This window comes from Paragemmobacter amnigenus (assembly GCF_009908265.2).
In the GTDB taxonomy this organism is placed as follows: domain Bacteria; phylum Pseudomonadota; class Alphaproteobacteria; order Rhodobacterales; family Rhodobacteraceae; genus Paragemmobacter; species Paragemmobacter amnigenus.
The window spans coordinates 25226-48206 of sequence record NZ_JAAATX020000007.1 but is presented as its reverse complement, the minus strand read 5'-3'; the positions used below and the strand labels follow the sequence as shown (position 1 = coordinate 48206).

The 22981-nt window shown below is 67.2% G+C and carries 21 protein-coding genes; 8 read left to right on the top strand and 13 right to left on the bottom strand.

Annotated elements, in window-relative coordinates:
• Positions 1–7 precede the first annotated feature (7 nt).
• Positions 8–640 carry a hypothetical protein gene (locus GU927_RS10945; protein WP_161762492.1) on the top strand — a complete coding sequence of 211 codons (633 nt, stop codon included), beginning with the start codon at positions 8–10 and terminating at the stop codon, positions 638–640.
• Between the two features lie 64 nt (positions 641–704).
• On the opposite strand, the gene guaB is transcribed toward GU927_RS10945, so the two are convergent.
• Positions 705–2153: an IMP dehydrogenase gene (gene guaB / locus GU927_RS10940; RefSeq protein ID WP_161762491.1), complete on the bottom strand. Its 1449-nt coding sequence runs from the start codon at positions 2151–2153 to the stop codon at positions 705–707.
• Positions 2154–2276: 123 nt separating this feature from the next.
• Between guaB and GU927_RS10935 the strand changes: the two genes are divergently transcribed.
• Positions 2277–2987: a type 1 glutamine amidotransferase gene (locus GU927_RS10935; protein WP_161762490.1), complete on the top strand. Its 711-nt coding sequence runs from the start codon at positions 2277–2279 to the stop codon at positions 2985–2987.
• Between the two features lie 94 nt (positions 2988–3081).
• Here the strand turns inward: GU927_RS10935 and GU927_RS10930 are convergent, their stop codons facing one another.
• Positions 3082–4074, bottom strand: coding sequence for a TDT family transporter (locus GU927_RS10930; RefSeq protein ID WP_161762489.1), 993 nt, complete (start codon positions 4072–4074; stop codon positions 3082–3084).
• Between the two features lie 112 nt (positions 4075–4186).
• Entirely contained in the window at positions 4187–4972 is a 786-nt protein-coding gene (locus tag GU927_RS10925) for a phytanoyl-CoA dioxygenase family protein (RefSeq protein ID WP_161762488.1), read from the bottom strand.
• 95 nt (positions 4973–5067) lie between these two features.
• On the opposite strand from GU927_RS10925, the gene GU927_RS10920 reads away from it, so the two are divergent.
• A complete protein-coding gene (locus tag GU927_RS10920; RefSeq protein WP_161762487.1) occupies positions 5068–5985 on the top strand; it encodes a LysR family transcriptional regulator in 918 nt (305 codons plus the stop codon).
• A gap of 5 nt (positions 5986–5990) precedes the next feature.
• Positions 5991–6953 carry an agmatinase gene (speB, locus tag GU927_RS10915; RefSeq protein WP_161762486.1) on the top strand — a complete coding sequence of 321 codons (963 nt, stop codon included), beginning with the start codon at positions 5991–5993 and terminating at the stop codon, positions 6951–6953.
• Between the two features lie 84 nt (positions 6954–7037).
• Here speB and GU927_RS10910 read toward each other — a convergent pair whose 3' ends face one another.
• The 5 genes from GU927_RS10910 to GU927_RS10890 form a co-directional block, all read right to left on the bottom strand.
• Positions 7038–8123 (bottom strand): ABC transporter ATP-binding protein, encoded by a 1086-nt coding sequence (locus GU927_RS10910; protein WP_161762485.1) that lies wholly within the window; start codon positions 8121–8123, stop codon positions 7038–7040.
• Positions 8124–8138: 15 nt separating this feature from the next.
• The gene (locus tag GU927_RS10905; RefSeq protein WP_161762484.1) at positions 8139–9770 is read right to left on the bottom strand and encodes an alpha-amylase family glycosyl hydrolase; all 1632 of its coding nucleotides are present in this window, start codon (positions 9768–9770) and stop codon (positions 8139–8141) included.
• Between the two features lie 14 nt (positions 9771–9784).
• Entirely contained in the window at positions 9785–10915 is a 1131-nt protein-coding gene (locus tag GU927_RS10900) for a carbohydrate ABC transporter permease (RefSeq protein ID WP_161762483.1), read from the bottom strand.
• The gene (locus tag GU927_RS10895) at positions 10915–11907 is read right to left on the bottom strand and encodes a carbohydrate ABC transporter permease (protein ID WP_161762482.1); all 993 of its coding nucleotides are present in this window, start codon (positions 11905–11907) and stop codon (positions 10915–10917) included. Before GU927_RS10895 ends, GU927_RS10900 begins: the two co-directional genes overlap by 1 nt.
• Before the next feature lie 148 nt (positions 11908–12055).
• Positions 12056–13408 carry an ABC transporter substrate-binding protein gene (locus tag GU927_RS10890; RefSeq protein WP_161762481.1) on the bottom strand — a complete coding sequence of 451 codons (1353 nt, stop codon included), beginning with the start codon at positions 13406–13408 and terminating at the stop codon, positions 12056–12058.
• 324 nt (positions 13409–13732) lie between these two features.
• On the opposite strand from GU927_RS10890, the gene GU927_RS10885 reads away from it, so the two are divergent.
• From GU927_RS10885 to GU927_RS10875, 3 genes are read left to right on the top strand one after another with little or no spacing between them, the layout of a single operon-like run.
• Positions 13733–14764 (top strand): LacI family DNA-binding transcriptional regulator, encoded by a 1032-nt coding sequence (locus GU927_RS10885; protein ID WP_217765595.1) that lies wholly within the window; start codon positions 13733–13735, stop codon positions 14762–14764.
• Between the two features lie 4 nt (positions 14765–14768).
• Positions 14769–16088 carry a GH1 family beta-glucosidase gene (locus GU927_RS10880; protein ID WP_161762479.1) on the top strand — a complete coding sequence of 440 codons (1320 nt, stop codon included), beginning with the start codon at positions 14769–14771 and terminating at the stop codon, positions 16086–16088.
• Between the two features lie 10 nt (positions 16089–16098).
• Positions 16099–17076: a glucokinase gene (locus GU927_RS10875; protein ID WP_161762478.1), complete on the top strand. Its 978-nt coding sequence runs from the start codon at positions 16099–16101 to the stop codon at positions 17074–17076.
• Between the two features lie 99 nt (positions 17077–17175).
• Here GU927_RS10875 and GU927_RS10870 read toward each other — a convergent pair whose 3' ends face one another.
• Positions 17176–17832 carry an alpha/beta hydrolase gene (locus GU927_RS10870; RefSeq protein ID WP_161762477.1) on the bottom strand — a complete coding sequence of 219 codons (657 nt, stop codon included), beginning with the start codon at positions 17830–17832 and terminating at the stop codon, positions 17176–17178.
• On the bottom strand, positions 17829–18461 hold the full coding sequence (locus tag GU927_RS10865) for a DNA-3-methyladenine glycosylase family protein (RefSeq protein ID WP_161762476.1): 633 nt from the start codon (positions 18459–18461) through the stop codon (positions 17829–17831). Before GU927_RS10865 ends, GU927_RS10870 begins: the two co-directional genes overlap by 4 nt.
• 145 nt (positions 18462–18606) lie before the next feature.
• On the opposite strand from GU927_RS10865, the gene GU927_RS10860 reads away from it, so the two are divergent.
• Positions 18607–19830: an MFS transporter gene (locus tag GU927_RS10860; protein ID WP_161762475.1), complete on the top strand. Its 1224-nt coding sequence runs from the start codon at positions 18607–18609 to the stop codon at positions 19828–19830.
• A 14-nt stretch (positions 19831–19844) separates the two neighbouring features.
• On the opposite strand, the gene GU927_RS10855 is transcribed toward GU927_RS10860, so the two are convergent.
• From GU927_RS10855 to cimA, 3 genes are all read right to left on the bottom strand, one after another.
• Entirely contained in the window at positions 19845–20381 is a 537-nt protein-coding gene (locus tag GU927_RS10855) for a Hint domain-containing protein (protein WP_161762474.1), read from the bottom strand.
• Between the two features lie 157 nt (positions 20382–20538).
• Entirely contained in the window at positions 20539–21312 is a 774-nt protein-coding gene (locus tag GU927_RS10850; RefSeq protein WP_161762473.1) for a phytoene/squalene synthase family protein, read from the bottom strand.
• The gene (gene cimA / locus GU927_RS10845) at positions 21309–22934 is read right to left on the bottom strand and encodes a citramalate synthase (protein WP_161762472.1); all 1626 of its coding nucleotides are present in this window, start codon (positions 22932–22934) and stop codon (positions 21309–21311) included. The genes GU927_RS10850 and cimA overlap by 4 nt, the downstream gene beginning before the upstream one ends.
• Positions 22935–22981 lie beyond the last annotated feature (47 nt).

Below are 22981 nucleotides of genomic sequence, written 5' to 3'. Positions count from 1 at the left end.
GACTGCAATGACAGCACGCATCGGAACGATCAACCGCGCATTCGGGCTACGGATGACAGGGCCCGGTGGGCTCTATAATCTCGGCAATGCCATGGGATTGCTGGGCGGGATCACGCTTCACATCGCCGCCACTCCGCAGATCGGGGGCGGGCTGGGCCACGGCCTCGAAGCCGCGCTCGACTATCTCGCGGGCAGCTTTGGCGCCGCCGCCATCACCCTCTCCATGCTCGTCTTCTTTTGGAGCGGCGAGCGCTACCACCGCGCGTGGAAGGACGGCGCACCGCCCGATCCGGTGCAGAACCGCGCGGGCGACATCTCCTCGGGCATCGGCGCGCTGCTCTTGGGCTTCGGCCTCTTCCTGATGGACCAGACGCTTCTGGCCGCCACGGCGGGGCTTCTCCACGCCGCGGGCAAATTCGGCAGCGCCCTGCCCGCCGCATGGCAGCGCCTGATGCCCCATGGCGCGCCCGCCTTCCGCGGGATCGTGCTCCTCAGCCGCCTGCCCGCGATCCTTCTGGTGCTTTTCGAAGCACAGGCCGCCATCGCGGGCCTGCCCGCCCAGCCGCTCGCCGCCTCGGCCGTGCTGCTGCTGTGCTATCTGATCTGGCTGCGCGCCGACCTGATGCTCATGCGCAGCTGACCAAAGACAAAGGGCGCGCCCCCGTCACGGGGACGCGCCCTTCCGGACCGGTGATCCCTGTCCCTTACCCGATACGGTAATTCGGGCTTTCCCGCGTGATCTGCACGTCATGGACGTGGGATTCCTTAAGCCCCGCCCCCGTGATCCGCACGAACTGGCACTTCGTCCGCATCTCGGCCACGGTCGCGTTGCCGGTATAGCCCATCGCCGCACGCAGGCCGCCCACCATCTGGTGGATCACCGCCGCCGCCGACCCCTTGTAGGGCACCTGCCCCTCGATCCCCTCGGGCACCAGCTTGTCGCTGGCGGCATCCTTCTGGAAATAGCGGTCCGCCGACCCCCGCGCCATGGCGCCAAGGCTGCCCATCCCGCGATAGGCCTTGAAGGACCGCCCCTGCCACAGGATCACCTCGCCGGGGGATTCGTCCGTCCCCGCGATGGCCGACCCGACCATGGCGCAGGACGCCCCCGCCGCGATCGCCTTGGCAAAATCGCCGGAATACTTGATCCCGCCATCCGCGATGACCGGAATATCCCCCGCCGCCCGCGCCGAATCCATGATCGCCGTCAACTGCGGCACACCCACGCCCGCCACGATCCGCGTCGTGCAGATCGACCCCGGCCCGATCCCCACCTTCACCGCATCCGCACCCGCATCGATCAGCGCCCGCGTCGCCTCGCCGGTGGCCACATTGCCCGCCACGACCTGCACGGTGTTGGACAGCTTCTTGATCCGCTCCACCGCCCGCGCCACGCCTTCGGAATGGCCATGCGCCGTGTCGATCACCACCATGTCCACGCCCGCATCGATCAGGGCCTGCGACCGCTCGAACCCCGCATCCCCCACCGTCGACGCCGCCGCCACCCGCAGCCGCCCCAGCTCGTCCTTGCAGGCCTGCGGGTTCAGCACGGCCTTTTCCGTATCCTTCAACGTCAGCAGACCCGTCAGCTTGCCCGTCCCGTCTGTCACCAACAGCTTCTCGATCCGCCGCGCCTTCATCAGGGAAATCGCCTGCTCGCGGTCCACCGGTTCCTTCAGCAGCGCAAGGTTCTCGGACGTCATCATCACCGATACCGGCGTGCGGTCGTCGCTGGCAAAGCGCATGTCGCGGTTGGTCACGATGCCCAGCACGCGCCCCTGCCCGTCCACCACCGGAAAGCCCGTGATGTTGTAGCGTTCCATCAATGCCTTGGCATCGGCCAGCGTCTGGTCGGGGGCCAGCGTGATGGGCGAATAGACCACGCCCGATTCAAACCGCTTGACCCGCCGCACCTCGCGCGCCTGCGCCTCGATGTCCAGATTGCGGTGGATCACCCCGATCCCCCCCGCCTGTGCCATGGCAATCGCCATCCGCCCCTCGGTCACCGTATCCATCGCGCTGGACAAGAGCGGGATGTTCATCCGGATCGACTTCGTGACGAAGGTCGACGTATCCGCCTCGCTCGGCAACACGCTCGACGCGGCCGGAACCAGCAGGACATCATCAAAGGTAAGCGCCTCGCGAATCTCCATCACCGTCTCCGTGGGATTGTCCGTTTGGCGGTTCCCCTTTTCACGCAAGCCCGCGCGATGCAAGCCCCCTTGCACCCGCCCCCGCCCCATGCATCCTGCGCCCCACCGGACAGGAGCCCCCAAATGCGCGTCGCCATCGTCGAGAATACCCGCGTCACCCATCACGGACAGGTGGGCGTCGCGCTGCACGAACAGGCGGCCAAGCTCGACCTTTACAAGCCGTGGTCCGACAGCCGCCTTCCCGCCCCCGACAGCTTTGACGCGCTGGTGGTCTTCGGCGGCGAACAGACCGCGCGCGACGACCACACCCACCCCTACCTGCCCGCCCTCGCCACCCTCATGCGGCAGGCCGGAGAGGACGGGAAAGCCGTCCTCGGCATCTGCCTCGGCGCCCAACTCCTCGCCCGCGGCCTCGGCGCGGAAAACCGCATCGGCGCGGCGCCCGAATTCGGCTGGTGCGACGTGACCCTGACGGACGCAGGCCGCGCCGACCCCGTGCTGTCACACCTTCCCGCCACCTTCCCGATCTTCCAGTGGCATTCCGACACCTTCACCCTGCCGTCCGGCGTGACGCGCCTCGCCACCTCAACCACCGCGCAGAACCAGTGCTTCCGCCTGAACCGCGCCACCTACGCGACCCAGTTCCATTTCGAAGCCTCGCGCGCCGTGGTCGCCGACTGGAACCGCACCTTCCCCGAAACGGTGGAACGCATGAACCCCGGCTGGCTGGGCACCCACCACCCCGAACGCGCCCCCGTCCAAGGCGCCTTGGCCGATGCCCACGGCATCGCCATCGCCCGCGCCTGGGTCAACCTGATCGAAAGCGGAAACTGACGGAAGTCCGCGCCGGTTTCTGACGCAGGAACCGGACCCCGGGCCGCGGAATTTGTGTCAAATTCCGCCGCGAATTCTGTGTCAGAATTCGCCCTCACGCCTCCGCCGCATTCGTCATCGCCGCCAACCGCCCGCTGCCCCACAGCGTGATGACCCGCCAAGCGATCCACGGCACCACCCCCAGCGCCAGCGTCAGCACCACCATCCCCGCCACATCCACCCCCACCGCGAACAGAGCCGCGGCAAAGGAAACCAGCGGAAAGGTGAAACTCCCCCACAGCGCCGAAAACCCGCTTTCCCCGATCCAGCGCGCCGCCACGACCAGCCCCAGCAGGATCACCCCGCCCAAGGCCACGAATGCCAGCGCGACCCCCTCCCTCCCGACGCCCGCCGAAACCAGCGCGAACAGGCTCGCCGGTGCCAGATGGATCGCCAGCAAAGGCCGCAACGGCGCAGGCGGAATGCGCCGCACCAGTTGCACCGCGCTCACCCCCCAGATCGCCACCGCCACCGGCACCGTCACCCACAACAGCCCGACCGCCAACCCCGCCCACCCGACAGCAGGCGCGGCAAGCCCCCCCACGATGAATCCCACGAAGGTCAGATGGAAGGCAGGCGTCACCGCCCGCCCCTCGGGCGCCATCCCCGCAAAGACCCGCAGCACGGCCAGCATCAGCAACCCATGCACCACCAGCCCCGCCACCAGCAGCCCCTGCGCCAGCCCGACAGACACCGGCGCCACCGCAGCGGCCAGCGCCATCGCCCCCATCGTCCCCGCCGCCAGCCCCGCCCGCCCGGGCAGAACCCGCAGATCGTCCAGCACCACCGAAACCCGCCGCGCCATCTTGGCCAGATAGGCAAAGGCCGCAAAACCCCATAGCACCGCCACCGCCCCCAGCACCACCTCGGCCAGCCCCACGCCCATCCCCGCCGCCTCCAGCCCACGCCGCAGCGCCAGCCCCAGCCCGATCAGCCCAAGGATCACCGGAAACACCGCAGGCGGCGTGCGGGCAAACCGCGCGGGCCTGCGCGGCGGAAACTCCGGCGGCGGATAGAGTTTCGGCCTCGGATGCGCGCGCTCTGCCATGACTGCCCCCTTCGCTTTGCGCCGAGACTAGCCAATAGGACAGGGGCAGGCAAAGCCCGCCCCCCGCGCCGGATCAGCGCACCGCCCGTGGCCACGGGCCAAACCACTGGGCTCAGTTCAGATAGGGAAACCAATCCTCCCGCAACCGCTGGCCTGCCACCATCCCGTGCCCCGGAAACGGCGGCGAGGTCGGCCCGGGCCGCTCCACATAGCGCGCATCATCCCCCACCAGCCGCAGCGAAAACGCCCGCCGCCGCGCCGTCGTCGTATTCCCTCGCGTCCCGTGCAGCGTGCGGTAATGGAAGGCCACCGCATCGCCCGGTTCCATCTCCCATTCCAGCACCCGCATGCCTTCCGCATCGGGATCGGGCACGGGCATGTAATCGTGGTCCCCGGGATAGAAATTCGTCTCCGCCATCCACCGCGTCGGCAGCACGTCCTTCGGCCACAGATGGCTTCCCGCGACACAGCGCAAGGACGCCTCCTTCACCGGATCCAGCGGCACCCAGAACGACACCGTCTGCCGCCCTTCGACGAAATAGTAAGGCCCGTCCGTATGCCACGGCGTGGGCTTGTTCGTCCCGGGCTCCTTCACCAGCACATGGTCATGGAACAGCTGCACCCGCTCCGACCCCATCAGCGCGGCCGCCACATCCGCCACGCCCGACCCGCGGATCGCCCGCTCGAATTCCGGAATCCGCTGCCAGTTGCAATAGTCGTCAAAGAACTTGCCCGCCTCGCCGGGCTTCAGCGTCGCCATCAACTGCGGGCTGGGATCGGCCATGTTCCGCTCCACACCGGCGCGCAACTCTTCCACCCAACCGGCGAACAGCCCCTTGACCAGAACCACCCCGTCGCGGGCGTAATCCGCCGCCATCGACCCCGTCACCACCGCCATTCCGGCCTCCTGTCGCAAAGATGGATTTCGGGGTCGACAAATGGCACGACCGGGCAATAGCTTCCAATAATATCTGTCGATAGGGGTCATTAGTAATGCTTGCCATCACCATCCGCCAACTGGAATACGCCACCGCCACCGCCCGCTTCGGCGGCGTCACGGCGGCGTCCGAGGCATTGCATATCTCCCAACCCGCCCTCTCCGTCTCCCTCGCCCAGCTCGAGGCGACACTGGGCCAGCCGCTCTTCCTCCGCCGCCCCGGCGGGCGCATCACCCCCACCTCCTTCGGCCGCTCATGGCTGGCACAGGCACAGGAACAGCTCGACGCCCTCACCCGCCTTATGTCCGGCGAAACCCCCGCCGCCCCCGTCCGCCTCGCCTGTTTCGAGGATCTCGCCCCCACCCTTCTCGCCCCCCTCCTGCGCAAACTCGCCGCCACCGCCCCCGGCATCGCCATCGTGCCGGACGTCCTGCCCTTCGAGGCGATCACCGAAGGCCTGCGCGCGGGGCGCATCGACCTTGCCCTGACATGGGACCTCGGCCTTGACGACGCTTGCCATCGCAACGTGCTGCGGCAGGTCGCGCCCCATGCCATCTGCGCCGCCGACAACCCGCTCGCCGCCCATGCCCGGCGCGGGGTCACCCTCGACATGGTGGCCCGATACCCGCTCATCCTCGCCGATCAGGGCCTGTCGCTCGGCCATATGCGCGCGCTCTTCTCTGCCCGCGACCTGCCCTTCACCGTGGCCCATCGCACTGCCTCGCTCGACCTTCTGCGCTCCTACGCGGCCAACGGCCACGGCGTCGGGCTCAGCTACACACGGCCATGGGGACGCCGCGCCAGTTGCGGGGCGAAACTCGCCACCGTCACCCTCACCGATGCGGGGACAGAGCCGATCATCCTCGCCCGCCTCGCCGCCAATGCCCTCACCCCGCAGGCCGACCGGATCGCGGGCCTCATCCCCACCCTTTTCACCGCAACAGACCCAGACCAGACCGACGGAGAGACCTGACCCAAATGTCCGCCAATACCTATGACACCGGCCGCCTGAACCTGCCCTTCGTCGGCATCTCGACCTTCGGCAAACGCCCCTATGTGGCCGACTGGAACGCCATCGACGCCGATATCGCCATCCTCGGCGCGCCCTTCGACTTCGGCACCCAGTTCCGCGCCGGCGCCCGCTTCGGACCCCGCGCCGTGCGCGAGGCATCGACCCTCTTCTCCTTCGGCCATGCCGGCGCCTATGACCACGAGGATGACGTCACCTATATGGGCCCCGATGTCCGCATGGTCGACATCGGCGATGCCGACATCGTCCATACCGATACCGAAACCAGCCACGCCAATATCGAAAAGGGCGTCCGCGCCATCCTCAAGGCGGGCGCGCTGCCCGTCACCATCGGGGGCGACCATTCCGTCAACATCCCCTGCATCCGCGCCTTCGACGATCAGGGCCCGATCCACATCCTCCAGATCGACGCCCATCTCGATTTCGTCGACATCCGCCACGGCGTCCGCCACGGCCACGGCAACCCGATGCGCCGCGCGGCAGAAAAGGACTATGTGACCGGCATCACCGCGCTGGGCATCCGCAACGTCTCCTCCACCACCAAGGAAGGCTATGATGCCGCCCGCGCGATGGGCGACGACATCCTCTCGGTGCGTCAGGTCCGCAAGCTCGGCCCCGACGCCACCGCCGCCCGCATCCCCGAAGGCGCCCGCGTCTATGTCACCATCGACATCGACGGCTTCTGCCCCTCCATCGCGCCGGGCACCGGCACGCCCAGCCATGGGGGCTTCCTCTATTACGAAGTCCTCGAAATCCTACAGCAGGTCGCCAACACCCACGACATCGTCGGCATCGACCTTGTCGAGGTCGCCCCCGACTACGACCGCGACGGCACCACCGCGATCCTCGCCGCGCAGGTCCTCTTGAACTTCCTCGGCTTCATCTTCCACGCCCGCAAGACGCGCGCCTGAAACGCCAAAGGGGCAGGTCGACCCTGCCCCTTCATCTCGGCCCAAATACTCTGGGGGTGCGGGGGTGAAACCCCCGCTCCGCCCTCACCGGTAAAGCAGCGATTTCCCCTCCGCGAAGAGATGCACCTTCGCAGGCTCCGCCGACAGCGACACCGTCTTGTGCCGCAACCCCGCATGGATGCCCGGCAGCTTCGCCACCACCTGCGCCGCCTCTCCCTGCCGTTTGAAGTAGAGCAGCGTCACCTCCCCCAGCGCCTCGGTGATTTCCACCTCGCCAGTAAAGGCCGCCTCGCCCGTTGCGGTGACCAGATCCTCGGGCCGGATGCCGATATTCACCTTCAACCCCTTGTCACCCGCCACCGTCGGCACCGCCGACCGCGCCATGCCGCCATTGGCCAGACGCACCACGGTGGTGGCGCCCGTCTCCACCACCTCGCCCGGCATCAGGTTCATCGCGGGACTGCCGATGAACTGCGCGACAAACTCGTTCTCGGGCCGTTCATAGAGCTCCAGCGGCGTGCCCACCTGGCTGATCCCGCCGCCTGCCAGCACCACGATGCGGCTGGCCAGTGTCATCGCCTCCACCTGATCATGCGTCACATAGATCATGGTGGAATTCGGCATCTGCTCCTTCAACTGCGCGATCTCGATCCGCGTCGCCACGCGAAGTGCTGCGTCAAGGTTCGACAGCGGCTCGTCAAACAGATAGACCTTCGGGTCGCGCACAATGGCCCGCCCGATGGCCACCCTCTGCCGCTGCCCGCCCGACAGCGCCTTGGGCAGACGGTCCAGATAGGGCGTCAGTTGCAAAATCTTCGCCGCTTTGTCGACCGCCGCCGCGATCTCCTGCGCCGATTTCTTCGCGATCTTCAACGCGAAGGCCATGTTGTCCCGCACCGTCATGTGCGGGTAAAGCGCGTAGGACTGGAACACCATCGCGATCCCCCTCTGCGCGGGCGGCACGTCGTTCATCCGCACCCCGTCGATCGAAAAATCCCCGCCCGTGATCCGCTCCAACCCCGCGATCATCCGCAACAGCGTGGATTTCCCGCAGCCCGAAGGACCGACAAAGACGATCAGCTCGCCCGTCTGGATCTCGAGGTTGATGTCCTTCAACACCTTCACCTCGCCATAGGCCTTCTCGACATTGACCAGCTTCAGCTCTGCCATCGTCCGTCCCTCCCGTTAAACCCTGCGCGCCAGACAGCAGCCCCAGCCGGACAGCCGCACCTCTCCGGTGCCGCCCGCCGCCGCCACGCTTCCCACCGCCTCGCCGATCCGCTCCCACCGCCCCTCGGGCAGCGACACCCGCGCCTCGGACGGACCAAGGTTGAAGGCGCAGAAGATCGTCTCCGCCCCCGTCCGCACGAAGCTGAACACATCCCCCGTGGCGATCACCTGCTCCATCCCGCCATCGCGCAAGGCCGGATGCCCTCGCCGGAAGGCCAGCGCCGCGCGGTAATGGTGCAAAAGCGACCCCGCCTCACCCTCCTGCGCGGCAACCGACAGCGGCCGGTGCGGCGCCGTCACCGGCAGCCACGCCTTCTGCGCCGACGAAAAGCCGCACAGCGCATTGTCCGTCTGCCAGACCATCGGCGTTCGGCACCCGTCGCGCCCCTTGAACTCGGGCCAGAACTCGATGCCATAGGGGTCTTGCAATTCCTCATAGGCGATCTCCGCCTCGGGCAGGCCCAATTCCTCGCCCTGATACAGGCAGACCGACCCGCGCAGACACATCAGCATCGTCGCGTAAACCCTTGCTGCCGCGTCCGAAAGCCCCCAGCGCGTGATGTGCCGCACCGTGTCGTGGTTGGAATAGGCCCAGCAGGGCCACGCCCCCGGCGCCGCCGCCGACAGCCGGTCAAAGGTCTGCTTCGCCAGCCCCGCCGTCAGCCGCGCCGGTTGCAGCATCTCGAAGGGATAGCACATCTGCACCTTGTCCCCACCGGCGGTATATTCCGCCATGATCTCCAGCCCGCGCTGGGCATCGCCCACCTCGCCCACGGCAGCGGCCTTGTAGGGGTTCAGCACAGCACGGAATTTCCGCAGGAATTCAAGGTTTTCCGGCTGGTTCTTCGAAAACAGATGCAACTGGTGGTTATAGGGGTTCACGCTCGGCGCAATACTGTCATTCCGCAATTCCTTCGGCAGTGCAGGATTGTCGCGCAAATGCCTGTCGGCAAAGTAGAAATTGATCGTATCCAGCCGGAACCCGTTCACCCCCCGCTTCAGCCAGAACCGCGCCACGTCCAGAAGCGCCTCCTGCACCGCAGGCTCGTGCAGGTTCAGGTCAGGCTGGCTAGTCAGGAAGTTGTGCAGATAATACTGCTCGCGCCGTGCATCCCACTGCCACGCGCTGCCGCCAAAGACCGACAGCCAGTTGTTGGGCGGCGTCCCGTCCGGCTTGGGCTCTGCCCAGACATACCAGTCGGCCTTGCCATTGGTGCGGTCCTTCCGGCTTTCCCTGAACCACGGATGCTGGTCGCTGGTATGCGACAGCACCAGATCGATCATCACCTTCAGGCCCAGCTCATGCGCCCGCGCCACCACGCGGTCGAAATCCTCAAGACTGCCGAACAGCGGGTCGACGTCGCAATAATCGCTGACGTCATAGCCGAAATCCTTCATCGGGCTGGTGAAGAACGGGCTGATCCAGACCGCATCCGCACCCAGCGCCGCGATATGCCCCAACCGCTCCGCGATCCCCGCAAGGTCGCCCACCCCGTCGCCATTGCTGTCCTGAAAGCTGCGGGGGTAGATCTGATAGATCACCGCCCCGCGCCACCAGTCGGCGTCATGGCCGATCACGTCTTTCATTCCTCAGGTCTTTCTCACTTCACCGATCCGGCCAGCAGGCCACGGACCAGATATTTCTGCATGGCGAAAAACACCGCCAAAGGTACCGCGATACTGATGAAGGCCGAGGCCGCAAGGATTTCCCAATCCCCCCCGCGCGACCCCATCAATTCCTTCAATTGTCCGGTCATCACCAGCTGGTCCTGCGTCGACCCGAGGAAGACCAGCGCCACCAGCAGGTCATTCCACGTCCACAGGAACTGGAAGATCGCGAATGACGCCAGCGCAGGGAAAGACAACGGCAGGATGATCCGCAGGAAGATCTGGAAATCCGTTGCCCCGTCCACCCGCGCGCTTTCGATGATGTCGCGCGGCAGACCGGCCATGTAGTTGCGCAACAGGTAAATCGCCAAGGGCAGGCCGAATGCCGAATGGGCCAGCCAGATGCCGATATAGCTCTTCCCGATCCCCGCCTTCAGATGCAGTTGCAACAGCGGGATCAGCGCCAGTTGCAGGGGCACCACCAAGAGCCCCACCACCGCCGCGATCAACAGCGCCCGCCCCGGAAACTCCATCCAGGCCAGCGCATAGGCCGCAAAGGCCGCGACCAGGATCGGGATCACCGTCGCCGGGATCGACACGGTCAGCGTGTTCAGGAACCCGCGCCCCAACCCTTCGGCATTCAGCACCTTCACGAAATTCTCGGTGGTGAACGTGGGCGGCTGCGTCGTCGTCACGAAGAACCGCTCGCCCCGCGTCCCCTCGAAGGGCACGGCCGAGGTCAGGCGATAGGCCCCATCCTCCGACACGGTCAGTTCATAACCGTCATTGGTCTGCACCGTCTCGCCCGCCGCAAAGGCCGCCGGATCGCGCGAATTCGTGCCAAAGGCGCTGACCACGCCGCCCGCCCCGTCGAACACATTGCCCGCGATGACATAAAGCCCACCCTCCTGCACCGCCGTATCCGGCGCGCCCGCGCGGTAATGCACCGATGCCTCCTGCGGGAAGAGCGACTGCCACCACCCGCTCGTCAGGATCTGGTCGCGGTCGCGAAAGGACGACACCAAGAGCCCGAAGGTCGGGATCGTCCACAACAGCACCAGCGCCGCCGCCGCAATGTTGACCACCCAGGTCAGGCTCGATTTCTGGCCGACGATATTGTCCATCAGCGCATCTCCTTGCGGGCGTTCCGGATGTTCCAGATCATGATCGGCGTCACCAGCAGCATGATCACGATGGCAATGGCCGAAGCGCGGCCGCTATCCTGCCCACGGACCAGCCAGTCATACATGTAATTGCCCAGAACCTGCGTGCCCCACTGCCCGTTGGTCATGGTCAGCACGATGTCGAACACCTTCAGCACGGTAATGGTGATGGTGGTCCAGACCACAAGGATCGTCCCCCAGATCTGCGGCACCTTGATCCTGAAAAAGACCTGCAGCGGCGACGCACCATCCAGAATAGCGGCCTCCACCGTCTCCTCCGGAATCCCCCGCAGCGCAGCCGACAGGATGACCATTGCGAACCCCGTCTGGATCCAGATCAGCACCACCATCAACAGGAAGCTGTTGACGATCTCATGCGTCAGCCATGTCTCCGGCGCGCCGCCAAAGGCCTCCACGATGGCATTGAGCAGACCGATCTGGTTCTGCCCCTCGGGCCGGAAGTCATAGACGAATTTCCAGATGACCGAGGCCCCGACAAAAGAGATCGCCATGGGCATGAAGATCATCGCCTTGGCGAAATTGCCCCAGCGGATCCGGTCGGTCAGCGCCGCCGCCAACAGGCCGAAAAAGGTGGACAGGGCCGGAACCACGATCAGCCACAGGATGTTGTTCCGCATGGATTCCAGAAACTTGGGGTCGTTCACCATCCACGCATAGTTGGACATGCCCACGAATGCGCGGCCATTGGCATCCATGACCGACAGGTAGATCGACCAGAACAGCGGGTAGACAAGGTAGAGCGTCAGCAGGATCAGCGCCGGAAACAGGAACAGCCACGGCCGCACCGCATTGGCGCGGTTGATGTTGCGGCTGATATTCGGCCCGCTGGCGGGAAAGATCCGGTCCAGCAGCATGTTGGTCAGAAAGAAATACAGAAGGCAGCCACCGACCCCGATGACGATCGTCGTCGCCGCACCGAAGAACTGTTCCATCGGTCAGACCCCCTCCCGAAATGCCTGAAGATGCAATATCCGCCGTGTCAGGGAACGCCGCGCCGACGCGCCGCGTCAACCGCACCGACCGCAGCGGCAGAAGAAAAAGGCCCGCCGCGATTGTCGCGACGGGCCCTGTCAGTGCCGCTTACTGCAGCGAGTCCCAGGTGGACTGGATCGAGTCCGCCACGTCCTGCGCCGACTTGCCGCCGACATAGTCGACCATGCCGGTCCAGAACACGCCCGCACCCACGCCGCCGGGCATCAGGTCCGACCCGTCAAAGCGGAAGGTCGTCGCGTTCAGCAGGATGTCGCCCATCTTCTTCAGCGTCGGGTCACCGTAAAGGTCCGTGTTCACGCCCTTGTGGGGCGTCAGGAAGCCGGTCTGGTTCATCCACACCTCATGCGCGATGGGGGTGGTCAGGAACTCGATGAAGGCACGACCCGCGTCAGATTCCTTCATCAGACCGAAGGTCGTGCCCGCACCCAGAACCGGCTGTCCCAGATCCTGCTCGGCAAAGGCGGGGAAGTAGAAGAAGTCCGCATCCTCGCCGATGACGGTGCCTTCGGGGAAGAAGGACGGGATGAACGACGCCTGACGGTGCATATAGCACTGCGGGGGCGAGGCAAACAGACCCTTCGGGCTGTCACGGAAGTCGGTCGAGGCAACGGAACCCGCGCCACCCGACACATAGGCATCGTTCTTGGCGAAGGCGCCGAACTGGTCGATCGCGTTCACGACGACGGGGTCGTTGAACTTCAGCTCGTTCGACACCCACTTGTCATAGTTTTCCGGCGTGGTCGTGCGCAGCATCATGTCCTCGACCCAGTCGGTCGCGGGCCAGCCCGTCGCACCGCCTGATCCCAGACCGATGCACCACGGGGTGCCGCCATCCGCCACGATCTGGTCGGTCAGCGCCTTCAGCTCTTCCATGGTCGTCGGAACGGCGTAACCCGCATCCTCGAAATTCTCGGGCACGTACCAGACCAGCGACTTCACATCGACCTTGTAGAAAAAGCCGAAGGTATTGGCCGCACCATCCGAACCGGGGAAGGTCACCAGATCGACCCAGGACTGGCCGGCCGCATAGTTGTCCTTTGTCCACTGCACGATCTCGGGCGACATGGGCAGGACCTGCCCCTTGGCCGCCATGCCGCGCATCAGGCCGGGCTGCGGAAAGACCGCGACATCGGGGGGCGAACCCGCCTCGGCGTCGATCACCACCTGCTGCTCGAAGCCCTCGGCCCCGATATATTCCACATCCGCGCCGGTCGCCGCCTCGAAATAGGCGATCACGCTCTGGAACAGCTCCTGGTCGACGCTCAGCCACGGGCCGAGCACGGTAATCTTCTGCCCGTCAAGATTGTACTTCTCGTCAAAGGCCTTGTAGCTGTCCCAGTTGAACGCACCTTCGCCGATGGGGAATTTCACGTCCTGCGCGGCGGCCGCGCCGGACAAAAGCGCCAGCGCCGCGGCGCTTGCGAGAAACTTCGCTGTCATGTTCTTCCTCCCGATTTCCCCGCTCACATGCAGGGCTTCAAACCAACACCGGCCAGAATCATCCTCAAACCGCTTTGGATGCCGCACATTTGCCGAAGGCTTGCTTCAAGTCAATCCAAAGCGCATTGGAACGCAGCGGAAAGCAGACCCCGCATCCACCGCTGTCCAGCGGTCTTTGGCATGCGTTTCCCCTGCTTTTGCATGTGCCGGATTCACAACGCATCCGAAAACGTTTTCGGAATCCCCTGCGCTTAACCTTTGACCTCGCCGCGCGGCGCAAATAATCTGGCCTGCGTCCTCAAATCGGTTTGGAACACGGGCCCCATGAACCTCAAGGAACTGGCCAGCAAACTCGGCCTCTCCCCCACGACGGTCAGCCGCGCCCTGAACGGCTACCCCGAGGTGAACGAGGCCACGCGCGCCCGCGTCATGGCCGCGGCCAAGCGGCACAACTACCGCCCCAACACCCGCGCCATCCGCCTTGCCACGGGCCGCGCCATGGCTGTGGGCCACGTCATCCCCGTCGCCACCCGGCACGAGATCGTGAACCCCGTCTTCGCAGACTTCATCGCCGGCGCGGGCGAAAGCTATTCGCGCAACGGCTATGACATGGTCCTCTCCGTCGTCCCCGACGATGCCGAGGAAGAGGCCTATCGCGACTTGCGCTCGCGCGGGGCGGTCGACGGCGTGATCCTGCACGCCCCCCGGATGGACGACCCGCGCATCCCGCTCCTGCACGAGGTGGGGCTTCCCTTCGTCGTGCACGGCCGCGCCACCGGTGCCGGCCTGCCCTATTCCTGGGTCGACGTGAACAACCGCCGCGCGTTCCAGCGAGCGACCGAATTCCTCCTCGATCTCGGCCATACCCGCATCGGTTTGGTCAACGGCCTCGAATTCATGGATTTCGCCATCCGCCGCCGCACGGGGTTCGCCGATGCGCTTGCCGCGCGCGGCCTGTCCATCGACCCCGACCTCTGCGCCTCGGACGAGATGACCGAAGTCGCAGGCTTCCGCGCCGCCTCCGCCATGCTGGACCTGCCCGCCCCCCCCACGGCCTTCCTCGTGGCCTCGATGATCTCGGGCATGGGCGTGCGCCGCGCCATCGAATCCCGCGGCCTGAGGATGGGCCGCGACGTGTCGGTCATCATCCATGACGACGACCTCTCCTACATGAAGAACGGCGAGGATGTGCCGATCTTCACCGCCACCCGCTCCTCGGTGCGCGAGGCGGGCCGCATCGCGGCCGAGATGCTGATGTTGCGCATCGCCCAGCCCGACGCCCCCCCCGAAACCCGCCTGCTCGAGGCAGAGCTCATCATCGGCCAGTCCACCGGACCGGCCCCCCGCAACGGCTGATCCCATGACCCTGTCGCGCTTCGACTTCCCCGAAGGCTTCCTCTTCGGGGCCGCCACAGCCGCCTACCAGATCGAGGGGATGAGGCATGGCGCAGCCGGTCCCTGCCACTGGGACACATTCGCCGCCACCCCCGGCAACGTCGTCCGCGCCGAGGATGGCGCGCTGGCCTGCGACCATTACCACCGCTGGCCCGAAGACCTCGACCTGCTGCGCGCGGCCAACATGGACGCCTACCGCTTCTCTACCGCCTGGAACCGCGTCATGCCCGACGGCGTGACCGTGAACCCCGAAGGACTGGCCTTCTACGACCGTCTGGTCGACGGGATGCTGGAACGCGGCCTCAAACCCTTCCAGACCCTCTATCACTGGGAAATGCCCTCGGCCCTTGCCGACAGGGGCGGCTGGACCAACCGCGACACCTGCCACCGCTTCGCCGATTTCGCCGAAACCGTCACCCGCACGCTGGGCGACCGGGTGGAGACCATCGCCACGATCAACGAACCGTGGTGCGTCGCGTGGCTGTCCCATTTCATGGGCATCCACGCCCCCGGCCTGCGCGACATCCGCGCCGCCGCCCGCGCCATGCACCACATCCTGCTCGCCCACGGCCTGACCGTGGACCGCCTGCGCGGCATGGGGCAGAAAAACCTCGGCGTCGTGCTGAACTTCGACTACGCCCAGCCCGCCAGCGACAGCGCCGCCGACATCCGCGCCGCCGCCCTCTGGGACGGCATCTTCAACCGCTGGTTCATCGAGGCCATCACCCGCCGGACCTATCCCGCCAACGTGCTGCAAGGGCTCGGCCCCCACATGCCGCAGGGCTGGCAGGACGACATGGCCACCATCGCCCAGCCGCTCGACTGGCTGGGGGTCAACTACTACACCCGCCACATCCTCGCCCATGACGCGGGCGCGCCATGGCCCGCCCTCCGCACCGTCGACGGCGACCGCCCGAAAACCCAGATGGGCTGGGAAATCTACCCCGAAGGGCTGCACCACTTCCTCACCCGCATGGCGAAGGACCACGTGGGCGACCTGCCGATCTACGTCACCGAAAACGGCATGGCCAACCCCGACCTGCCCGACCTTCCCGACACGGTGCGCGAGGAGTTCCTCTTCGCCCACCTCGCCGCCACGAAACGGGCCATCTCGGACGGCGCGAATGTCAGGGGCTTCTTCTACTGGTCGCTTCTGGACAATTACGAATGGGCCGAAGGCTATGAAAAACGCTTCGGCCTCGTCCATGTGGACTTCGACAGCTTGAAGCGGACCCCGAAATCCTCCTATCACGCCCTCGCCCGCGCATTGGCGCGGAACGATTGACGGAGCAGCCATGACCCTCGCCATCCTCGCCGATATCGGCGGCACCAATACAAGGGTCGCACTGGCCGACGGCACCACCGTCCGCGCCGACAGCATCGCACGCTACCCCAACGCCGAATACAAGGCCGCAGACAAGGACATCGCCCATATCCTGCGCGACTACCTCGCCACCACCGGCGCGCGCCCCGACGGCGTCTGCGTCGCCGCCGCCGGCCCCGTGCAGGACGGCGTGGCCACCATGACCAATCTCGACTGGGTGATGGACGGCGCGAAACTCGCCACCGCCACGGGCGCCACCCGCGTCGCCATCCTGAACGACCTGCAGGCACAGGGCCACGCGCTGGGCCACATCGCGCCCGACCACCTGCGCCGCCTGATCGACGGCCCCGTCCACCCCGCCGCCGCCATGCTGGTCGTGGGGCTCGGCACCGGCGTCAACGCGGCCCCTGTCCACGGACAGGGCGCCGCCCGCGTCGTGCCGCCCTCCGAATGCGGCCATGTCAACATGCCCGTCCGCTCCGAAGAAGACCTCCGCCTGATGCGCTTCATCGAAGCCCGCCTGCACTCCCGCGGCGAAACCCCGCATTGCGGCGCGGAAGAGGTGCTCGCCGGTCGCGGCCTCGCCAACCTCCACGCCTTCGCGGCGGCCGAGGCGGGCCAGCCGCAGGAAAAGACCTCTGCCGAAGTCCTCACCGCCCTCGCCGCGGGCGACCCCACGGCCACCCATGCCGCACGGCTCTACACCACCATCCTCGCGCAGGTTCTGGCCGACCTCGCGCTCATCCACCTGCCCTATGGGGGCATCTACCTGATCGGCGGCATGTCCCGCGCCATGACGCCCCATTTCGCCCGCTTCGGCCTGACCGCCACCTTCCGCGAGGCGCGCCGCGTGGACCTCCTGCAAAAGGACTTCTCCGTCACCGTGGTCGAAGATGACTTCGCCGCCCTCACCGGCTGCGCCGCCTATCTTCACGCCACCACGGCCTGATCCTGCCGCTTCATCCGTTCCCGAATATCCTCAGGGGGTGAATGGCCCAGAGGGCCAGAGGGGGCGCGAGCGCCCCCTGATTTTTCGCCAGAAAAATCGCTAGCACGGCAGACGTTCCCTCAGGAACTGCAAGGTCACACCCAACCCGTCCGGCGCGATGCCATGCCCCGTGCCCTCCATGACATGGCCATAGGTCTCGAACCCCGCCGCGACCAGCGCATCCCCCGCCAGCCCCATATCGGCAAAAGGCACCACAGGGTCCTGATCGCCATGCACCAGCAACACGGGCGGCTTCACCACCGCCTCCGCGGCCAGCAATTCCGGCAACAGCAGACGGCCCGAGATCGCCACCACCCCCGCCACCGCCTGCGCCCGCCGCGGCGCGACATGCAGCGACATCATCGCACCCTGCGAGAACCCGACCAGCGCCATCGCCTCCGGTCCGACACCTTCCTCCGCCAGCCGCGCGTCAAGGAATTCGTTGAACAGCACGACCGACTCCGCCATCCCCGCCTTCGCGGCCTCCTCGCTCGACCCGTCCAGCCACGGGATCGGGAACCACTGGAACCCGAAGGGATTGCCCACACAGGGCTGCGGCGCGTCGGGCGCGACAAAGACCGTATCGGGCAGATGCGGCGCCAGCGCGTCGCCCAGACCCAACAGGTCCGCCCCGTCCGCGCCATAGCCATGGACAAAGACCACGACCGACGTCGCCCGCCCGCTCCGCGCCGCCTTGCGCCCGAATTTCAAGCTCACCGGATGCCCTCCCGCCGTTTCTCCACGTGGTAGTAGGCCCAGAGCAGCCGCGCCGCAACCGCCCGCCAGGGCGACCACGCCTCCGCCATCGCCCGCAGCGCCTTCTCCTGCGGCCGCGCCTCCAGCGCAAACAACAGCCGCACCCCCTCCTGCAAGGCCAGATCCGCCGGCGCGAACACATCCGCCCGCCCCAGCGCGAACATCGCGTAAATCTCCGCCGTCCACCGCCCGATCCCCGGCACGGCAGTCAGCACCGCCACCACCTCCTCGTCCGCCGCCTCGCGCAGCGCGACGAAATCGATCCCCGCCCGCGCCAGCGCCTGCCCGTATCGCGCCTTCTGCCGCGACAGACCCGCCGCCCGCAGCACCTCCTCCCCCGCCCCCGCCATCGCCTCGGGATCACACAACCCCGCCGCCTCCAGCCGCGCCCAGATCGCATTGGCCGATGCCACCGAAACCTGCTGCGATACGATCGCGGACAGAAGCGCACGGAACCCGTCCTCCCTCCGGCGCAGCGGCAATGGTCCCGTCAACGACAGCGCATGCGCAAACCGCGGCTCGCGCGCGGCCAGCCACGCCGCCCCCTCGGCCACGCAATCCGGCCCCGTGATGATGCGCCCCGTCGCCATGTCGCCTCCCTGCCCCCCTCACCTTGGCCCAAATACCCCTGCGCCGCCAGCCACCCGCGCGCGTCCGCCGATCCCTCCCCCCTCGCATTCCCCCGCGCGCATTTGTCCCTTGCCCCCGCCACCCCATCGGCTAACCCTTGCGCCCATGACCGATGCATCCGCCCCCACCGACAGCACTGCCCGCCGCAACGTCCTTGTCCTTGTGGCGGCGCAGGCCATCCTCGGCGCGCAGATGCCGATGATCTTCACCGTCGCGGGTCTGGCGGGCCAGTCGCTCGCCCCCAATGTCTGCTGGGCCACCCTGCCCATCACCGCAGCCGTCATCGGCTCCATGCTCACCGCCACCACCATCTCGGCCTTCATGCAGCGCCACGGCCGCCGCGCCGGTTTCGCGGTGGGCGCGCTCGGCGGCGGGATCGGCGGCGCTCTCGGCGCCCTCGCGCTCCTCCAGCAAAGCTTCGTCCTCTTCGTGATCGCCGCCCTCTTCACCGGCATCTACATGTCGGCACAGGGCTTCTACCGCTTCGCCGCAGCCGACACCGCCTCGGACAGCTACCGCCCCAAGGCGATCTCGCTGGTCATGGCGGGCGGCCTCCTCTCTGCCGTGGTCGGCCCCCAGCTCGTCAAGGTCACGGCCGAGGCGATGGTGATCCCCTTCCTCGCCACCTATCTTGCCGTCATGGCGCTGAACCTTGCGGGTGTCTTCCTCTTCCTGCTGCTCGACATCCCCGCCCCCCGCCCCGCCGCGACCGGATCACCCGCAGGCCGCAGCCGCGCCGAACTCGTCCGCACGCCCCGCATCGCTGTCGCCATGATCTGCGCCACCGTCTCCTACGCGCTGATGAACCTCGTGATGACCTCCTCCCCCCTCGCCGTGGTGGGCTGCGGCTTCACCAAGGGCGACGCGGCGGATGTCGTCACCGCCCATGTCCTCGCCATGTATGCGCCCAGCTTCTTCACCGGCCACCTGATCGCCCGCTTCGGGGCCGAACGCATCGTGGCCCTCGGCCTGACCATCCTCGCCGCCGCCGGTGCCGTCGCCATCGCCGGCGTTCACCTGGAAAACTTCTTCATCGCCCTCGCCCTTCTCGGCCTCGGCTGGAACTTCGGCTTCATCGGCGCGACCACCATGCTCACCGCCCAGCAGGCCGCCGAGGAGAAGGGCCGCCTCCAGGGCCTGAACGACCTCGTGGTCTTCGGCGGCGTCACGCTCGCCTCGCTCTCCTCGGGCGGACTGATGAACTGCTCGGGCGGAACGGTGCAGGCCGGCTGGCAGGCGGTCAACTTCGCCATGCTGCCCTTCCTCGTCCTTGCCGGTGGCGCGCTGATCTGGCTGGCGCTCCGCCCGCAGGACATGCGCGCCCGCTAGGCCCCCGCGCGGGATCAGGCCGCCAGCGCCAGCAACCGTGCGTCGCTCTCGCTCAGCAGCGGGCAGCCCTCGTCATCGGCGGCACCCAGTGCCACCTGCAACCCCTCGACCACCGCCAGACAGGGCGCGTCGACCTCGATCTCGTACCAGGCATCCGGCCCCTCGACCTCGACCAGCCGCAGGTCCGTTCCGTTCGCCAGCGCACCGATGGGGGCCAAGGCTTCCTCGACCCCGAAATAGGCCGCGAGCCGGTCCCCCGCCACGACGATCATCTGCCCCGCGGGCAACAGCAGGTCCGGCGTGCGCCCGTGCAACCCCCGCGCCTCGCCCGATACGGCGACCAGCCGCTCCCCGCCCCGCAGGACAAAGCGCTGCACCACCTGCCGCACGGCACGGACTGCCCCGCAGGGTGACGCGATCCGATCCCCGACCCGCACCTCCTCCACCGCGCGCAATCCGCCGACCGTCATCACCCGCGTGCCGCGCAAGAACCCGCGCGGCGTGGTGACGACCTCGGTATCCACCGGAACGATCTGCGAAATGACACTCATGCGACGCCTCTACCCGCGAACGGCAGGGAAGCAACCGGCCACCATGACACGACTGCCGGGATGCACCCTGACGCACCTTCATGGTCTCAAACGGCCACAATTCGGGATTTTCTAGGGCAATCAGATAGAATTGCGGGAAAATCGCGGTGACGCCGCGTCAAAGTCCGCCGCGCAGCCCCGCACGCAAAAGCCCCCAGCGCCGCGCGAATTCCGAAAGCTGCAACCGCCCCTCGGCAACGCGCGCAGGCTCCGCCGCCGCCAGCCGCAACAGACCTCCGGCCTGCCAGCCCGCAATGCTCGCCGCCCGCGCCGGACCGGCCCGCCGCAATTCCCCCCGCGCCGCCGCAATCCAGCCCAGACCCTCGCGCGCCAGCGCCGCCACCGCCTCGGCCCGCCCGTCGACCAGCGGGATGCGCCCCCGCGCCTCCAGCTCCGGCACGGCCCGCAGGAACGCCGCCAGCCCCGCCGCCCGCCCGATGCCCCGCAGTGCCGCCTCGGCCCCGTCAGCGGCCCCCAGCGCCCGCCCCGCCAGCCACATCAGCCCCGCGCCCGTATCCTCCAGATAGGCGTCAAAGGCCGCCCGATCCTCGAAAGGGTCGCGATAGACATCCCAGCGCCGCGCCTCGACCAGCCGGTCCAGCACCTCGACCGGCAACCCCGCCTCGCGGATCAGCGCCGACAGCGGCCCCGCCACCTCATGCGCCCGCGCCGCCTTGCCCGCCCCCGCCTCGGCCACGATATCGCGCCACCATTGCAGCCGCATCTCGGCAATCATCGGCTCCTTCGTGACCCAAGGCGCCCGCGCCACCTCCAGATTGAAGGCATAAAGAACAAAAAGCCGCCCCCGAGCCGCCACGGGCGCCGCCATCACGGCGGCGAAGCGGTCGGGATCGCCCCGCTCCACCAGCGCGGCGCAGGCCTCCACGCTCATCCCGCCACCGCCTGGCCCACATCGCGGATCAACTTCCAATTGATCGCATCCAGCAGCGCCTCGAAACTCGCATCCACGATATTGGCCGACACCCCCACCGTCGACCACCGCCGCCCCTGCGAATCCTCGCTGTCGATGATGACCCGCGTCACCGCCTCGGTGCCGCCCTGCGTGATGCGCACCTTGAAATCGACCAGTTTCATGTCGTCGATCACCGCCTGATAGGGCCCCAGATCCTTGCCCAAAGCCTTGGCCAGCGCGTTCACCGGCCCCCGATCCGTCCCCGTCTCATCCATCGATTCCGACACCGACAGCATCTTCGTCTCGCCGATCTTCACCACGACGACCGCCTCGGACAGGCTGACCATCTGGTTGTACTTGTTCTTCCGCCGCTCCACCGTGACGCGGTATCGCTTCACCTCGAAGAACTCGGGCAGCAGCCCCAACTCCCCCCGCGCCACCAGCTCGAAACTCGCCTGCGCGCCGTCATAGGCATAGCCCTGATCCTCGCGCTCCTTCACCACTTCCAGAATCCGCCCGAGCCGCGCATCCTTCGGGTCCACCTCGATCCCCGCCGCCGCCAGCCGCGCCCGCAGGTTCGACTGCCCGGCCTGATTGGACATCGGGATGACACGCTCGTTGCCCACCACCGCAGGGTCCACATGCTCGTAGGTGGACGGGTCCTTCAGGATCGCACTGGCATGCAGCCCCGCCTTGTGGGCAAAGGCCGACGCACCCACATAAGGCGCGCTCCGCAGCGGCACGCGGTTCAGGATATCGTCCAGCGTCCGGCTGACCCGCACCATCCCCGCCAGCGCCTCGCGCGTGACCCCCGTCTCGAACCGCCCCGCATAGGGCTCTTTCAGCAGCAGCGTCGGGATGATCGTCGTCAGATTCGCATTGCCGCAGCGCTCGCCCAGCCCGTTCAGCGTGCCCTGTATCTGCCGGCACCCCGCATCGACGGCGGCCAGCGAATTGGCCACCGCATTGCCGGTATCGTCATGGCAATGGATGCCCAGGCGCTCCCCCGGCACGCCCGCCGCGATCACCCCGGCCACCACGCGCCCCACCTCGGCAGGCAGGGTGCCCCCGTTGGTGTCGCACAACACGACCCACCGCGCCCCCGCCCCCAGCGCCGCCTTCAGGCAGTCCAGCGCATAGGACGGATTCGCCCGATATCCGTCAAAGAAATGCTCCGCATCGAACAGCGCCTCGCGCCCCTTGGCCACGCAATGCGCCACGCTCGCGCGGATCGCCTCGACATTCTCCTCCAGCGAACACCCCAGCGCCGTGCGCACATGGAACTCGTGCGTCTTGCCCACCAGACAGACCGCCCCCGTCCCCGCATCCAGAACGGCCGCCAGCACATCGTCATTCTCCGCCGACCGCCCGACCCGCTTGGTCATGCCAAAGGCCGTCATCGCCGCCCGCGTCCGCGGCACATCGGCAAAGAATTCGCTATCCGTCGGGTTCGCCCCCGGCCAGCCGCCCTCGATGTAATCCACCCCCAGCACATCCAGCGCCGCCGCGATCTGCCGCTTCTCGGCGGTGGAAAACTGCACCCCCTGCGTCTGCTGCCCGTCGCGCAGAGTGGTGTCAAACAGGTAAAGCCGCTCCTTCACGACACCGCTCCTTCATCTCGGCCCAAATACCCCGGGGGAGTCCGCCA

Excerpts from the sequence above, each read along its gene's own strand:
- GU927_RS10925 (WP_161762488.1), bottom strand. The coding sequence starts at position 4,972 with ATGGCGGTGGTGACGGGGTCGATGGCGGCGGATTACGCCCGCGACGGG.
- GU927_RS10920 (WP_161762487.1), top strand. The coding sequence starts at position 5,068 with ATGCTTGCCATCACCATCCGCCAACTGGAATACGCCACCGCCACCGCC.
- GU927_RS10860 (WP_161762475.1), top strand. The coding sequence starts at position 18,607 with ATGACCGATGCATCCGCCCCCACCGACAGCACTGCCCGCCGCAACGTC.
- GU927_RS10930 (WP_161762489.1), bottom strand. The coding sequence starts at position 4,074 with ATGGCAGAGCGCGCGCATCCGAGGCCGAAACTCTATCCGCCGCCGGAG.
- GU927_RS10875 (WP_161762478.1), top strand. The coding sequence starts at position 16,099 with ATGACCCTCGCCATCCTCGCCGATATCGGCGGCACCAATACAAGGGTC.
- GU927_RS10865 (WP_161762476.1), bottom strand. The coding sequence starts at position 18,461 with ATGGCGACGGGGCGCATCATCACGGGGCCGGATTGCGTGGCCGAGGGG.
- GU927_RS10935 (WP_161762490.1), top strand. The coding sequence starts at position 2,277 with ATGCGCGTCGCCATCGTCGAGAATACCCGCGTCACCCATCACGGACAG.
- GU927_RS10895 (WP_161762482.1), bottom strand. The coding sequence starts at position 11,907 with ATGGAACAGTTCTTCGGTGCGGCGACGACGATCGTCATCGGGGTCGGT.
- GU927_RS10910 (WP_161762485.1), bottom strand. The coding sequence starts at position 8,123 with ATGGCAGAGCTGAAGCTGGTCAATGTCGAGAAGGCCTATGGCGAGGTG.
- GU927_RS10885 (WP_217765595.1), top strand. The coding sequence starts at position 13,733 with ATGAACCTCAAGGAACTGGCCAGCAAACTCGGCCTCTCCCCCACGACG.
- speB (WP_161762486.1), top strand. The coding sequence starts at position 5,991 with ATGTCCGCCAATACCTATGACACCGGCCGCCTGAACCTGCCCTTCGTC.
- GU927_RS10905 (WP_161762484.1), bottom strand. The coding sequence starts at position 9,770 with ATGAAAGACGTGATCGGCCATGACGCCGACTGGTGGCGCGGGGCGGTG.
- GU927_RS10850 (WP_161762473.1), bottom strand. The coding sequence starts at position 21,312 with ATGAGCGTGGAGGCCTGCGCCGCGCTGGTGGAGCGGGGCGATCCCGAC.
- GU927_RS10880 (WP_161762479.1), top strand. The coding sequence starts at position 14,769 with ATGACCCTGTCGCGCTTCGACTTCCCCGAAGGCTTCCTCTTCGGGGCC.
- GU927_RS10900 (WP_161762483.1), bottom strand. The coding sequence starts at position 10,915 with ATGGACAATATCGTCGGCCAGAAATCGAGCCTGACCTGGGTGGTCAAC.
- GU927_RS10890 (WP_161762481.1), bottom strand. The coding sequence starts at position 13,408 with ATGACAGCGAAGTTTCTCGCAAGCGCCGCGGCGCTGGCGCTTTTGTCC.
- guaB (WP_161762491.1), bottom strand. The coding sequence starts at position 2,153 with ATGGAGATTCGCGAGGCGCTTACCTTTGATGATGTCCTGCTGGTTCCG.
- GU927_RS10855 (WP_161762474.1), bottom strand. The coding sequence starts at position 20,381 with ATGAGTGTCATTTCGCAGATCGTTCCGGTGGATACCGAGGTCGTCACC.
- GU927_RS10945 (WP_161762492.1), top strand. The coding sequence starts at position 8 with ATGACAGCACGCATCGGAACGATCAACCGCGCATTCGGGCTACGGATG.